This window comes from Streptomyces cinnamoneus, from assembly GCF_014650495.1.
In the GTDB taxonomy this organism is placed as follows: domain Bacteria; phylum Actinomycetota; class Actinomycetes; order Streptomycetales; family Streptomycetaceae; genus Streptomyces; species Streptomyces cinnamoneus.
In genome coordinates this window covers 73,001-87,052 of the sequence record NZ_BMVB01000014.1, presented here as the reverse complement: position 1 = coordinate 87,052, position 14,052 = coordinate 73,001, and the positions used below count along the sequence as shown (strand labels likewise).

At 73.4% G+C, this 14,052-nt stretch carries 7 protein-coding genes; 1 reads left to right on the top strand and 6 read right to left on the bottom strand.

The genetic code is table 11. The annotated features are described in order from the left end of the window. The first annotated feature begins 46 nt into the window (after window positions 1–46). Window positions 47–766: a hypothetical protein gene (locus tag IE182_RS20425; protein ID WP_308432140.1), complete on the top strand. Its 720-nt coding sequence runs from the start codon at window positions 47–49 to the stop codon at window positions 764–766. Window positions 767–837: 71 nt separating this feature from the next. Here IE182_RS20425 and IE182_RS20420 read toward each other — a convergent pair whose 3' ends face one another. From IE182_RS20420 to IE182_RS20395, 6 genes are read right to left on the bottom strand one after another with little or no spacing between them, the layout of a single operon-like run. Next, window positions 838–1,959 (bottom strand): hypothetical protein, encoded by a 1,122-nt coding sequence (locus IE182_RS20420; RefSeq protein ID WP_190111326.1) that lies wholly within the window; start codon window positions 1,957–1,959, stop codon window positions 838–840. Window positions 1,960–1,967: 8 nt separating this feature from the next. After that, window positions 1,968–3,557 carry a cell surface protein gene (locus tag IE182_RS20415; RefSeq protein WP_190111325.1) on the bottom strand — a complete coding sequence of 530 codons (1,590 nt, stop codon included), beginning with the start codon at window positions 3,555–3,557 and terminating at the stop codon, window positions 1,968–1,970. Window positions 3,558–3,615: 58 nt separating this feature from the next. Beyond that, the gene (locus tag IE182_RS20410; protein WP_190111324.1) at window positions 3,616–4,722 is read right to left on the bottom strand and encodes a hypothetical protein; all 1,107 of its coding nucleotides are present in this window, start codon (window positions 4,720–4,722) and stop codon (window positions 3,616–3,618) included. Continuing rightward, on the bottom strand, window positions 4,719–8,354 hold the full coding sequence (locus tag IE182_RS20405; RefSeq protein WP_190111323.1) for a hypothetical protein: 3,636 nt from the start codon (window positions 8,352–8,354) through the stop codon (window positions 4,719–4,721). The genes IE182_RS20410 and IE182_RS20405 overlap by 4 nt, the downstream gene beginning before the upstream one ends. A gap of 11 nt (window positions 8,355–8,365) precedes the next feature. Next, window positions 8,366–10,573: a hypothetical protein gene (locus IE182_RS20400; protein ID WP_190111322.1), complete on the bottom strand. Its 2,208-nt coding sequence runs from the start codon at window positions 10,571–10,573 to the stop codon at window positions 8,366–8,368. Between the two features lie 20 nt (window positions 10,574–10,593). Beyond that, the gene (locus IE182_RS20395) at window positions 10,594–13,773 is read right to left on the bottom strand and encodes a DUF6603 domain-containing protein (protein WP_190111321.1); all 3,180 of its coding nucleotides are present in this window, start codon (window positions 13,771–13,773) and stop codon (window positions 10,594–10,596) included. Window positions 13,774–14,052: the final 279 nt, after the last annotated feature.

Below are 14,052 nucleotides of genomic sequence, written 5' to 3'. Positions count from 1 at the left end.
CGGAAATGGACGTGCACCCGGGCCCGAGCGGTGTCAGTCTCCCCGGGTGACCCCAACCCAGATGATCTCCGTCCGTGCCGCCGCAGCCCGGAACAACGCCGAATGGTGCGCCTCCGTCTGCCGGTCCCACGGCATACCGGACACCTTCGGTGAGACGGTCTGGCACAGTGCCCGCCGCACGCCGCCGTACTACCCCGACGCCGTCACCCTGCACCCCGACGCGGCACCGGCCGACGTCCTGCCGGGGATCGACACGGCGACACCCGGGTGTTCGGTCAAGGACAGCTTCGCCGCTCTCGACCTCACCGCGGCCGGCTTCGTCGAGCTCTTCACCGCCCAGTGGATCCACCGCCCGGCAGGAGCCCCCACCAGGGCAACGCCGACCCTGCGCACCGAGCCGGTCACCACGGCCGCTCAGCTGCACGCCTGGCAGACGGCCTGGCACGGCGGGGACGGAAGCCCGGACGTCTTCCGGCCGGCGCTGCTCGACGATCCGTCCGTGCTCGTGCTCGCCCTGCACTATGGCGAAGACCTCTGCGGGGGCGTTGTCCTGAGCCGCGGCTCCGGGGTGGTGGGCGTCTCCAATCTCTTCACGACCGAGGGCCGTGATCCTGCAGCGGCATGGTCAGCAGCGATCACGGCAGCCACCGCCCATTTCCCCGGCCTTCCCCTGGTGGGCTACGAACACGGGGACGACCTCGCGCACGCACTCGCCGCCGGCTTCTCCGTGCTCGGCCCACTCCGCGTCTGGCTGCACGACTCCTGACCGGCCCCAGCCCCCACCACTCGTCAGGGCACCCGCGGACCGGCGGGCCGGGCGAGAGAAGCGGTCGGTTTTCAGCCGGTGGCCACCTGCTTCAGCTCACCGGTGCCGAACGGCAGCCACGTCAGCCCGTGCGTGCTCGGCGTGATGCCGGCGCGGGTGACGGTGACCGTGGCGCCCCGCGGGACCACGGCGGTCAGCCGGCTCCCGGGGTCGCCCGGGGCGCGTTCCGCCAGGCGGGACTGGACGCTGGTGACGTGGCCGGTGCCGCCCGCGGTGACCGTGACCGTCAGGGCGGGGGCCGGATCCTCCGTGTCGGGCACCTCGCGCTCGGCCCGCACGTGCCCCACGAGGAAGCCGTCGGTCTCGGCCGTGCAGGACAGTTCCGTCGCGTCACCGAGAGTGAACTCGCTGGGGGTGTGGGTGAGCACCGTGTTCCCGTGCACGGTGAGGTCGTTGACCACGAGATCCGGGCGAGCCACCGTGACCACGGTCGTCATCGCGTACTCGGCGGTGTTGCCGCCCTCCGTCACCTCCACCACGAGCGCGAACGCCGTGTCCCGGTGCAGGGGAGGGGACTGCCAGTAGCGGACGTTCGTGACGTCGCGGGGTTCGCCGTCGTGCAGCATCGTGTAGACGGCCCCGGGCCGCGGGTCGCCGCGCCAGGTCAGCTCCGCCGGGGTGCCGCTCCGGACCAGGATCCGGTGGGGGCGGAAGTCACCGGTGGTGAAGCCCGCCGGGACCTTGGCCAGCGGCCACTCCTCCTCGCCGCTCTCCCCGGAGCCCTCGATGCGCTCCTCGACCGTCAACCGGCTCGTGCCCACCGCCCCGTTGACCTCGATGTGGGCCAGGGTCAGCTCCAGCTGGCCACCGGGCGTCACGGTCGCGGAGCGCTTGGGGGTCAGCACGGCCGAGCCCGGGACCTCCTCGTCCAGTTCGAACCGCCAGAACTTGATGTCGTCCGCCTGCGGCTCCGCGCTCCCGGGATTGTTGCTCAGGTCCCCCGGCCCGGTGCCGACGGGGAAGGAGAAACGGACCGATTGCAGCCGGACCGCGTGCTGCTGATGGTTGGTGACGGTGATCCGCAGCGTCGCCGTCCTGGGCGTCGAGCCCTGCGAGACCTGAAGGGGCGCCGGATCGCTCACCACGTCGTAGGTGAGCACCAGCGCGCCGCGGCCGGGGCGTCGTGGCCTCATCGTCGCGTTCACCCCCACGCGGGGCCGACGGTGAGGAACGCGTCGTTGCCCAGCGCCGCGCCCAGCGCGAACTCCGCGACCGGATCGCCGCCGGACACCGGCACTTTCTGCACCGAGTCGGCCCGCTCGGACGTGACGAAGAGGTGCTCCCCGTCCGGCGACACCGCCACCGCGTTCGTGCGGTCCCGTGGCGTGCGGACCGGATCGGCCTCGCGGACGGCCTGGACGTCGATCACCTTCACCTCGTGACCGCGGTTGGCGACGAAGACGAACGCGGCGTCCGGCGACGCGGCGAGCTGTTCCGGCGACTGCCCGACCCCGACCAGAGGAGGATCGCCGGCGCCTGCGGTCCTGGCGAGGGCCACCGCGTTGACGCCACTTCGGATGCCGAAGGCCAGGACCGCGCCGTCGGGGGTGAGCGCCGTGCACAGCGCGGCCATCGGGCCACCGAAGCGCCGGACGACCGTGTTCGTCGCGGTGTCCACGACCGCCACCACGGGATCGCCGTCGGTGGCGATGTAGACGTGGTCGCCCTCGGGCGAGGCCACGACGCCGTCCGGGGAGGGGCCGACGCCGTCGATGGACCGGGAGGCTCCGGTGCCGAGGTCGATCACGTGCGCCGACGCGGTCGTGGGATTGGTGACGTAGGCGGCGGAGCCGTCGGGAAGGACCGCCACCCGGTACGGCCAGACGCCCGCCCCCACCGTGCGCAGCGAGCCGGACGTGATGTCGAGGAGGGAGAGGCTCCCCTCACCCCCGCCCGGGCCCTTGACGGTCGTCAGGGCCCGGAAGCCGTCCGGCGAGATCACGACGCCGCCGGACTCCGAGCCGGTCTGGGTCTGCCGGATCCGCTGGCCGCTGCCGGCGTCGAAGACCCACAGCCGGCCGTCGGAGCCGTCGAGCACGGTCAGGAACGTGCGGTAGGGCCACCGGTCCCGCAGCACCTTCGTACCGGACGTCACACGGTGGCCGTCGGGGTCGGTGTCGCACTCCACGTAGCGCGTCCCGCCCGGAGCGACCAGGTAGCCGTTGCGGGTGGCCGGGTGGTTGAACGCGGCCGCGACGCCGCCGTACACCTCGGAGTCGGGATACGAGGTGTACGCCCAGTCCTTCTCCAGCGTCCCCTGCTCCAGCACCTCGTCGGTGTCGAGGTCGTAGTTGACGAACTGGCCGCCGCGGAACAGGTACACCGTGCCGTCGGACGCCGCCATGCCCGCGTCCACGCCCTGGGTGAAGTCGGGAGCGCCGTTGCGCAGGCCCGGGAGCCTGTCACCGATCTGCGCGGGCGACGATCCGCCCACCGGCTCGTTCTGCGCGATGTCGTACAGCACGCAGGTCGAGCCCTTGAAGAAGTGGACGCGCTGCGTGTCGGTGGAACACGTGGCGTCGATGCCGCCGAGGTAGGCCGCGGGCAGCTTGGGCCACAGCTCGCGCAGCGTGGTGCCGCGCTGCGGCGGCGCGGTCGAGGCGGCGTCGTGCCGGACGGCCCAGCTGCCGCGGATCATGTAGACGGCCGCCGGGGCGTCGCCCGAGTCGGGGACGCTGAAGGCCGCGTCGATGCCGCCGGGGGTGAGGTCGGTCGTTCGGGTCTCGCTCATGGCCGGTGCTCTCCTGGTCGCCGGGCTTGCGGAACGGACGGGATGGGAAGGGTGTCGCTCACGGCTCGGCCGGCCGCAACGGCCCCGAGCCGAACGGGAACCACGTCAGGTCGGCGGTGAAGGCACCGCCGCCCGTGCTCTGCACGACGCGCACCGTGGAACCCCGGGGCACCGGGACGAGCAGGCTCGCCTCCTGGTTCTCGGTACCGCCGCGCGCGTCCCAGGACTGGGTGGCGTACTTCTGCTGCTTGGTCCTCGGAGGCGTGACGAAGACGTTGAGGGTGGCCGGTGCGTCGCTCCGGTTGGTCTTGATGTAGCCGGTGATCACGCCGTCGGTGTCGGCGGAGTACAGCCACGTCCCGCTCTCCGTGCCGCCTGCGATGGCCTGGGGCTCGCCGAACAGCCGGACCACGCCGTTGGCGTCGAGGCTGCCGACCTCCAGGTCGGGCACGTCGACGGTCACGGCCGTGGTCAGGCCGTAGGTGACGGGCACGCCGTCCTTCTCCGTCGAGGCCAGCAGCATGAACGCGGTAGCGGTGCTCAGGCCGTCGGACGTCCAGGTGCCGTTGCCGTCGACGATGCAGTGGTTGACCGTTTCCCGCTGGTCGCCGTGGAAGAGCTCGTAGTCCGGCCCGTCCACGCACTTCCAGGTCAGGGTGACGGTCTCGCCACGGGGCACGATGGTCCGGTCCGGCCGGAAGTCCTCCAGCAGGGCTTCGGCGGGCGCCTTGACGAGCTTCCTGCCGCCCGTGGCGTGTTCGCACGCGATGCCCTCGGCGTCGGTCAGCGTCCAGCTGATGCCGAGGGTGGCCGTGCCGACCCTCCGGTTGACCGCGATGTCCTGAAGGGTGATCACGACCTGCTCGCCCGGCTTGAGTTCGGTTCCCGGTGCGGTGGGGCGTACGCGGAACACGCCACCGCCCCGGTGCTCGGCCTGCCAGCCGGTGCGGTCCTCGACGCGTGCCGTGATCCTCTCCGGGGCGGCCGTCAGGGCGTCGGCGCCCTCGCCCGCCGGAACCGTGACGGTGATCGTGTCGCAGGTGACGGCGTCGGGGCCGGGGTTCGTCGCGGTGATGCGCAGCGTGGCGCGGTCGTCCGCCGCGTCCGTGGCGGCCCGCAACAAGGCGGGGCTGGTGTGAACGGTGCAGTGGAGTGCCGTGGTCATGAGGGGCTCCCGTCGGTTCGGTCCTGTCGCCGGGCGGGCCGTCGGCGTCCCTCGTCCGCCTCGCCGAGCGCGCCCGTCAGCTGGAGGAAGCCGTGCCGGGCGGCGGGGGTGCCGTCCGTGAGGGCCAGCGCGGGGTCCGGGGCGGTGAGGGGGTAGGTGTCCCAGCGCGGGGCGCCGGGCGCGGCGAGCTGGGCCCATTCCCACGTACCGCGCCACCCGGCCGGACCGGGCATGACCAGGTGCTCGGTGGGGGCGCCGCCGGCCTCCCCGGCGACCATGCGGGTGCCGGCAAGCAGGGGGCCCGTCCGGAACGCCAGCTTCATGCGGGAGAGGGGGCCGCGCACCCAGGTGGGCGGCAGCAGGAGGCGTCCCACGGGAAGGATGTCGGTGACGGCGTGCACGGCGGCCCAGGGGTCGGCGAGGAGCGTCACCCAGGCGGCGGCCTCGTTCCCGGCCTCGCCGGGCGGGACCACGGGCCGTGCGGGAATCGTGATCTCCTGTCCGTCGATGGGGACCGCGTACGCCGGGCCGCCCGTCTCCGGGCCGCCCGCCTCCGTTTCGGCGACCGCGTGCAGGCGGCCGTAGTCGGAGCCGAGGTAGAAGCCGGCCAGGCCGTCGCCGGGCAGGTCGGCCGCTCCCAGCCGGACGTTCCACCGGTAGTCGGTGAACTCCGGTGCCGGCGGCTCGATGACGTCGCCCCACGTCGACGACGTCATCGGCGGCCCGTTGAGCTCGAACTTCAGACGGGCGCGCAGCAGCGCCACCGGGCGGCCCACCAGCGCGGCCAGGCTGTCGTCGTCCTCGCCGGACGCGGTGGCCGACATGCTGCGGTCGATCGCGGCCAGCAGTTCGGCGAAGGCGCCCGGACTCGCCTCCAGGAGCTCGGTCACGAAGCCGTACAGGTGGGGCAGTTCCTGCGCGAACGCCTGCCCGGAGGCGGTGTCCGGGGCGAGGTCCGGGTAGGGCGAGTCGGGCAGCGCGTCCCAGTCGGCGATCTGCTCGTGCGTGGTGTCGAGGGTCGTCCTGATCTCGCCCAGCGCCGTGCCGTCCGGCGCGTGGACGAGCAGGGACCGGGAGAGGTGGTTGGCCACGAGCCAGCCGCAGACCGGGGTGTCACCGGCCGCCTCGCGCGGGCCGGCGTCGACGTCGACGCGGTGGTGGTCGTCCCGCGCGGAGACGAAGTCGAAGCGCAGCCGCGCGGGCTGGAGCAGCCGAGGGGGGAGCTCGACGAAGCGGTACGGGTTCTCGGGGATCACGGTGATGTCGGGGGTGACGCTGCCGGCCCGCTGGATCGGGAACTGCTGCACGTTGTCCGGGCTGATGACCGCGAGGGAGCGGCCGAACCGGTCGATGACGTGGAGCTGTTCGAAGGCGAGCTGCGCCGCCCTGACGGGCCGGTACGGCCGGCCGGGGGAGGCGGCGGGGCCGGGGTCGGGGACCTCGCTCAGGGAGACCCGGGAGGTCGTGTTGTCGACGAGTTCCGCGAGCGTGCCCGTCGGGGTGATGTTCGTGGAGGTCGCGTGCTGGGCCAGCCAGTCGTTGACGCCGTCGATGCGCTGGGAGAGCAGGTCCCAGTCCTCGGCCTGGCTGCGGAGTTCGCGCAGCTTCCGGACGGGGCCGCGGGGGTGGGTGTCGGCGTGCTGGGCGAGGCGGGCGCGGGTGGCGAAGCCGGGCAGGGGGTTGAGCAGGGCCCGTCCGGTGAGGGTGGCCGGGTCCTCGGCGTTCTCTCCCTGCCAGCGGTAGCGGGTGCCGTCGAACGCCCAGTTGTCGTGGCCGTCGCTGCGGTAGGGGGTCGGGTAGCAGTTCAGCTTCCAGACGAGGTGCAGTGGTGACCACGGCTGGCGCCACTGCCGGGTCCAGCGGGCCAGGACGCCGGTCACGTGGGTGCCGGGACGTGCCAGTGCTTCCGTCAGGGCCGTCGTACCGGGGGTGCCGCCGGGCGTGACGGCGGCCAGGTCGAGGAGGAAGAACTCGCCGAGGAGCGCGCTCACCGCGCCGGATTCGGGCAGGCCGGTCAGGTCGGGGGCGGGTGGTGCGGCCGGCGGCGGGGTCATCTCGCCGCCGATGCGGACCTCGGTCACCACCTCGGCCGGGGTACGGCAGGCCAGGTCCTTCTCGTCGGTCAGCGGCCGGTCCAGCCCGGCCCCGCGGACGATGACCGACGGGTCGGGCGTGCTGTGGAAGGCGGGCTCGGCGCACCGCTGGAGTTCCCGGTCCGGGGCCAGGCCGTGCCCGGCGGCGTACGTCGCGATGGCCGTCGCCAGTTCCCCGGCGGTGTCGCCCCAGGGGATGCGGGAGCGCAGGCCGTCCGCGCCGAACAGCGCCGTGAGCCGGTCCCGGGCCCGACGGGCGAGGGTGTCGGCGCCGTCCGGGTCGAACTGGCCGTCGCAGGCGGCGTCCCACGCGGGCCCCGGCCGGGCGGGCCGGCCGCGCAGCCACCACAGGCCGTACAGGCGGCGCTGGAGGTGGGCCAGTTCGCGGACGGCGGCGTCGTGTGCGGCCTGTGCGGCGTTGAGCCCGGCCAGCCAGTCCCGTTCCCCGGCGTAGTGCTCCGGACTCCGTGACGGGGTGCCGTCGTCCTGCCGGCGGTCGACGATGCGCCAGGTGTAGCCGCCCTGCTCGGCGCCGAACCAGGTGCGCCGGAGGGCCTGGTCGAGGGCGGTCTCCCCGTCCTCGTCGAGGACGTCGAGCAGGTCGTAGGAGAACGCCTCCCACAGCAGCGCCGCCTCGGGATCGTCCAGCGCCGCCGGGTGGAGGGCCGTCTCGGCGTCGGTGGCGACGTGCCCGACGGCGACGTCGACGCCGACGGCCACACCGCCGTCGGTGATGTCGGGCTTGTCGGACTCGGGCCGGTCGCCGTCGAAGTCCCAGGCCAGGCCGAGGGCGGAACCCGCGTACAGGGACCGGCAGGGACGGGAGGCGCTGTCGGTGGTGGACCACCGCAGGGACTTCAGCAGGGCCCGGACGTCGCCGTCCGGCGGCGCGGCGAGGACGTCCCACGCCGGGTCCGAGTACCAGCCGGCCACGAGGTAGCCGAGCAGGGCCGGGCCGTCGATGCCGGTGAGCGGGTCGTGGAGGGAGAAGACGTTCTCGTTGTGGGGCTGGAACATCGAGAAGGTCGGCAGGCCCGGGCCTGCCGCGGTGAGGAAGGGCCGCCGGCCCGCCGGCTCGGTCCACGGGCCGTCGGCCAGGTCGTGGAGGCGGCCGATCCAGGCCGGCTTCAGCTCCGTGGCCCAGGGGTCGAGGAACGGGGACGTGCCGCCCGCGTCGTCGAGGTAGTCGCTGTCGACGACCCAGCCGACGGCCGTCGGCGTCTGGCCGGGACGGTCGGCGGGACGGCTGTAGCGGACGACGAGCCAGCGGTTGGGGACGTAGGGGAACTCCACCTTTCCGGCCGGTCCGTCCTGGCGGCCGCGGCGCAGCGCGTCGGGCACCAGCCACTGCAGGTGGATGCCGTGGTCGGGCTTTCCGGACGCGGCGCTCTGGAACGGGTCGGGCTCGGGCGGCTGCCGGTCCTTCAGCACCTCGAAGTCGGCGTACCAGCGGCGCCAGGTCTCGTTGGCGCGCACCCGCTTGTTGACCAGGAGCGCGTCCACCTGGACGGGAACGATCAGGGGTGACGGTGACGTCATGCTGCTGGTCCTCACTGCTGGCCGGAGGGGTCCGGGGTGAAGGTGATGCGTTGCGCGGAGTTGACGAATTCCACGGCGAGCGCCCCCGGGGACAGGGCTTCGCCCGGGCCCAGCTCGCCCGCCGCCCGCAGAGCGGCGGCCAGGGCGGGGACCAGCGGGTCGGGGCCGGCGCCGAGGGCGAGGACCTCGGGCGTGCCTTCCTCGACGGCCGGCCGCAGGAACCGGCTCATTCCGGTCTCGCCCTCGGGCGGGAACGGTTGCTCCAGTGAGGCCCCGACCGGTGCGGTGAGGCGGCGCAGACCGATGCGGTCGTCCTCGTCGACGCCGAAGTGGATGCCCTCGTGCGGCTCCCGGAACACCACCTGGTCGGGCACCCCGTCCACGAGGCACAGCAGCAGGTCCGGGCCGGTGATCACCCGGTGGACGATGTCGAGGAGCACGGGGTCGCCGCCTCCCGCGGCCGCGCGCCGGGGCTCGATCACGACGTCGGGCCAGCCCTTCACCAGCGCGGAGCGCATGAGGAGACCGGACAGGGGACGCGGCGGCTCCAGGGCACCGCGCGCGAGCTCGTCGACCGCGGCGTCCAGCGAGGTGCCGATGCCGGTGCTGAGCACCCCGTCGCGCAGGGCGGCGCACCACTGCGCGTCGACGTGGAAGAAGCGCAGGCTCTCCGGCGGCAGCATGCGCGCGTCGGGCACCAGATGCCCGAACGGGGCCGCGGCCAGCAGGGTCACCTGGTCGAGCGCGCTCATGAGCGGGGCCAGCGGCTCCTTCAGGGCGGCGAGCAGCAGGTCGCGGGTGACGCCCGACCGCAGGCGGTCGCGCAGGTCCGTGACGGCCGGGGGCCGGGGTACGCCGCCCACCGCGCGGCGGGGCGCGGGGGCGCCGTGGGTGCCGGCCGGGGTGGTGGCCGCGGCGTGCAGGCGGGCGCCGAGACCGTCCTCGATCAGCTCGTGGAACCGGTCGCGGGCCGGGTGCGGGGTCGTTCGGGCGCGTGTCAGTGCCCGGTGCGCGACGCGCCGGGCCCGGGCGCGGAACGCCGACACGGTGGCGGCCAGGGTGGCGTCCGACAGCGCCAGGGTCCGGCCGAGGGTGAAGGCGGCCGCGTAACTGACGTCGAAGACGCCGGTGTCGGTGAGGTAGACGAGGGCCTCGTCGGCGTGCCGGAAGTGGCCGCCGTCGGGGACGGGCACGGCTTGCGCCACCACGGGGGTGAACGGGCCGCGGTACCAGGCGAAGGTGTGCTCGGCGGAGGGAAGGGCGTGGGCCACCGGTACGTAGCCGAGGTCCAGGCGCTCGGTGGCGGCAGCCGGGCCGGTGCCCGCCGCCCGGGGGCGAAGGCGCAGCCCGAGGCCGGCCGGGTCGTCGGCCATGTGCCGGATCAGCCGGGCGAAGTGGGCCTTCGCGTCGGGCATCGCCTCGAAGGACCAGGCCCGCAGGGACACCATCCGTACGACGGACTGGGCGGGGCGCGTGCCGTCGAGGTGGCGTGCGAAGCCTTCGAGCGAGACGAGGTGGGCGGCGTAGCGGCCGGCGGTGCGGGGGAAGCGGTTGGCCACGACGACGGCGTAGTCGCCGGCCTCCAGCTCTTCCCCGGCCCGCCGCACGCGGGCGGAGTGCCGGTCGGTGACCTTGCGGACGTGGCACAGGTGGGGGAGGTCGGCGCGGCGGGGCACGAGCCCGGCGAAGACGTCGGAGGGCACGTCGACCGTGGCGCAGGTGCTGTCCCTGAGCTCCGGAGGGACCTCTTCGCCGAGGGTGATGTCGGGGGCGAGGACGTCGCCGCTGGTGGTGGTGAGGAGGTCACGGACGGTCCGCGTCCGGGTGTGGCCCTGGGCCTTGGGATCGTCGGGCAGTTCCCCCTCCGCGAAGAGGAGCAGGGCCAGCCAGGGCAGTTCGGGCACCGCCGGGTCGAGGGCGCGTTCCCAGGGGAGGATCAGCCGGTTGAGGGTGATGTGCGGCAGGACGTACTCGAAGGCGCCGCTCGCGGCGGGTGCGGGGTGCAGGGCGTGCACGAAGGAGTCGTCGAGGGTGAACTGGGGCGACCGGATCTCGAAGTCCTGCCCGGCGGCGGGCAGGTTGTCCGTCCCCACCTTCGTGCCGGCCACCGTGTGGTCGAGCGTGACGGTGTAGAGGCCGGCGGGCGCGGCCGGGATGTGGTTGTCGTGGAAGTGGACGCTGAACCGGGGGGTTTCCCCGGCAGCGGCGGGCTGCGTCATGGTGGCTTCCCTCGCGCGGTTCAGATCGTCAGGGGTTCGGAGGTGAAGGCGCCCGTCGCGGCGAGGGCGGCGAAGCCGTCGAGGCGGTCGTGGGAGGGCGGTGCCACGCCGAGCGCGGTGAGCTCGGCGTACAGCGCGTCCCGGGCGGGCACGGTCGTTCCTGCGATGCCCGTGGCGATCGCGCCGATGCTGGTCGGCTCCTGGCCCTCCTCCCAGGCGCGCGGCACCGGTCCCGTCGGGGTGTCGCCCGGGGTGACGGGCAGGGCGTGGCTGGGGGCGAGGTCGTCGAAGCCGAGCGCCACGTCGGTCATCCCGCCGGGCGTCGGCCCGTCCTGGGGCGCGGGCACGGTGACGGTGAGGCCGATGATCTGGCCGGGCACGAGCGCGGAGTCGCCGGCGTCCCCTGCGTTGGGTTCGCCCGTGCCCCACAGGGCCTGCGGCACGTTGGCGGTGACGGTGTCGACGGTCCAGCCGCGCCGGACCGGATCGAAGGCTTCGTCGTCGCCCAGGTGCACCGTCAGGGTGTGTTCGGACGCGAGTCCCGTGACCTCCATGGGCCGGATGTCGAGGGGCTTGCCCGGGGATTCCCAGGAGTGGACGGTGGCCTTGGACGCCGGCACCGGTGTCGTGGTGGAGAAGGAGAAGCCGTCGGCCGAGACGACCCAGCGGTCGTCGCCGGCTGCCCGGCGCAGGGCACGGGTGGCTTCGTTCTCGGGCAGGATGCCGGTGAGCGGAGTGATCCGCAGCATCTCGTCGCGGGCGGGGAGCTGCTCCTGGAACTCGGTCCAGCCCACGTCCTTGGCCCGGGTGCCGGGGTCCGCCCCGAAGGACACGTCGAAGTCGATGCACCACAGGTGCACGGTGGCGATGCCGCCGACGGGCGGCCCCCACAGGTCGAGGTCGACGCCGACCTCGCCCCGGACGGTGAACAGCCACAGGTCGACGGCGAAGCCGATGCGAACCCCGACGCCGAGCCGGAAGTAGAAGGGCTTCCACTGGACCAGGGCGTCGAGCCGGGCGGTCAGCCAGGCGTCGACGATGCCGGAGTGGAAGGAGACCTCCAGTTTGCCGCCGGCCATGATGGCCGCGGGGGTCAGCGCCGTGTACGCCTCGCCCCGGACGGTGACGACACTGGAGATGCCCCACGTGTAGCCGAGCCGTGGAACGACGGGGTAGTGGTCGGGCCGGTCGAATCCGGTCGCGTACCCGCCGAGGCAGAACACGAAGTCGCCCTGGTGGGGGCCGTCGAACCAGGTCCGGTAGGCGAGCCCGCCCGTCAGCCGGCACTCGGGGTCCAGGACGTACGACTGCGGGGTGAGCTCCGCCGCCAGGGCGAGCAGGCCGTCGGACGACGTGTACAGCGCCTGCATGGCCAGCTGGACGCGGGCGATGGCGGCACCGGAGTCACGGCGGACGGGGAACGAAGCGGTCGCCAGGCCCAGGACAGCGATGGTGAAGTCGTCCCCGAACTCCACGAGGGCCAGCACCTTGCCCTCGACGAGCCGGAAGACGGTGAAGTCGATGCCGAGCGCGAACCAGATCTGCCCCTGCGCCGGGCTCAGCCACGGCGGCCTGCCGCCCGATCCGTCGAGGAGGTCGTCCAGTACGTCGAGCGGGGGCCGTTCTCCTCCGGAGCCGAGTTCGGCCACGAACGGGAAGTCGGGCGTCTCCGCCGGGGCGGGCACCCGGACCGAGCTGTTGTAGCCGAAACCGGCCGCGATGCCGCGCACCTGGAAGGGAGGCGGGCCCAGCCCGTTGCGGCCCGCCAGCACCCCGTAGAGGAACAGCGACGGACAGCCGCCCTCGGCACGGGCGTAGGCGCCGAGGACCTTGACGCTCACGGCCTTGGCCTCGATGGCGGCCATGCCGGCGAACAGCAGGTCGTACGGCGATTGCGCTTCCTTGACGAGGAACGCGCCGCCGATACGGACCGGGGGCCGGTCGAAGGCGAGGCCGAGCCCGTCGAGGGTGGGCCGGAAGTGCCAGTCGCCGTCGGCGAGCCGGAGGGCGAATCCGAGCTCGGAGGCGCTCAGTTCGATGCCGCCGGCGTCGACGGTGGCGTCGATGGTGACGCGGGCCGTGCCCTCGGCGTAGGACAGCCCGATCTCGGAGAGCCGGAGGGGGCCGAAGACCGCATCGAGCGGGACGGACGCCTGGGCGGGAACGTCCTCGTCGTCGGACCGCGCGCCGGTCCCCAGGCGCGGGGGAGGGACCGGGCCGGGCTGAGGCCTGCGCCGCAGGGGGTACACGAGGCCGTAGTTCTTCTCCGTCAGGGCGGTGGCGGCGGTGACGGCCAGCGACGCCCCGGCGGTGAGGCTGCGGGTGGGCAGGCCGAGCTGGACCCCGACGTTGCTCATCAGGTCGTTGAGCGCCTTGACCTTGCGGACCGTCATCGCCGCCGAGAGGTGGAACGCCTGGAGCCCGGCGAAGACGAGATCGTCCTCGATCGGCGCGTACTCGCCGACCGACGGCAGATCCGCCAGCCCCGCCTCGTACTTCCCCTGCAGCAGGACGGCACGCAGTCGTGGCCCCGCCGTTCCGGTGCCGGCCCTCTGCGGTAAGGAGGCGAACGCGAGCTGGACGTACTCGGTGGCGGCCGAGAAGACGAACGCCTTCTTCCTCTTCTCGTAGGCGAAGGCCACCTGCTTCAGTACCGGCACCAGGGCGGGCGGGAGGTCGGCGGGGGCGGTGCCGAGGGCGTGGGCGACGTCGTCCCAGGACACCCCGTCCTCGGAGGACCAGTCGCCGATGAGGGCACCCTCCTGGTACGAGGCCGTGAACGTCATGGTCTTGGGCTCACCGTCGGCGCCGGTGAAGGCGAGCACGAGGGCGGCGGAGAACCCCTGCGCGCCGGTGGACAGCTGGAGGTGAGGGGAGAACGGGTCTTCCTCCCCCGAGTCCTCCTCGGTCGCCGGAAGCGTGAAGTCCAGCATCACCCCGGTGACCACCTGAGCCGCGTCGACGGTGAACGAGACGACGACGGGGCAGGGTCCGTCGACCAGCGTGAAGGACAGCGTGCCCTCCACGGTCACCTCACCGCGGTTGGGGATCGCCCCGTTCACGGTGATGTCGGCCGACGTCAGCCACGTCTCCAGCAGCGGCCCGATGCCGGGGATGTCCGCGATCCGGTCGCCCGGCAGCACGAAGTCCCCGCCGGGGTCGGGAAACAAGTCGAGCAGGTCTTTGAGCGAGAGCGCCATGGGTTCTCCCCGGCCTCGGAGGAACGGCTTGGAAACCGGGCGGAATCATGGCATGACTGATCGTCACTCCGGCGCTGCGCAGGTCAAGTGGTCCACGGCAATGGGCATTTCAGGCCAGGTGCGGATTCATCCACCCACGCGTCATATGCCGTGGTCAGGGGCGTGCCGGCCCGGGTCGACCGAGCGCGCCACGGGGTCCGGGGCCGCCGGTGGACGACGCGATACGGTCGGAAGGGGCTGGACGGGGTCGGCGAGGGCCGGAGAACCCCCTGTCGACAT

Coding starts and splice junctions, on each gene's coding strand:
- IE182_RS20395 (WP_190111321.1), bottom strand. CDS start 13,773: ATGGCGCTCTCGCTCAAAGACCTGCTCGACTTGTTTCCCGACCCCGGC.
- IE182_RS20405 (WP_190111323.1), bottom strand. CDS start 8,354: ATGACGTCACCGTCACCCCTGATCGTTCCCGTCCAGGTGGACGCGCTC.
- IE182_RS20415 (WP_190111325.1), bottom strand. CDS start 3,557: ATGAGCGAGACCCGAACGACCGACCTCACCCCCGGCGGCATCGACGCG.
- IE182_RS20400 (WP_190111322.1), bottom strand. CDS start 10,573: ATGACGCAGCCCGCCGCTGCCGGGGAAACCCCCCGGTTCAGCGTCCAC.
- IE182_RS20420 (WP_190111326.1), bottom strand. CDS start 1,959: ATGAGGCCACGACGCCCCGGCCGCGGCGCGCTGGTGCTCACCTACGAC.
- IE182_RS20410 (WP_190111324.1), bottom strand. CDS start 4,722: ATGACCACGGCACTCCACTGCACCGTTCACACCAGCCCCGCCTTGTTG.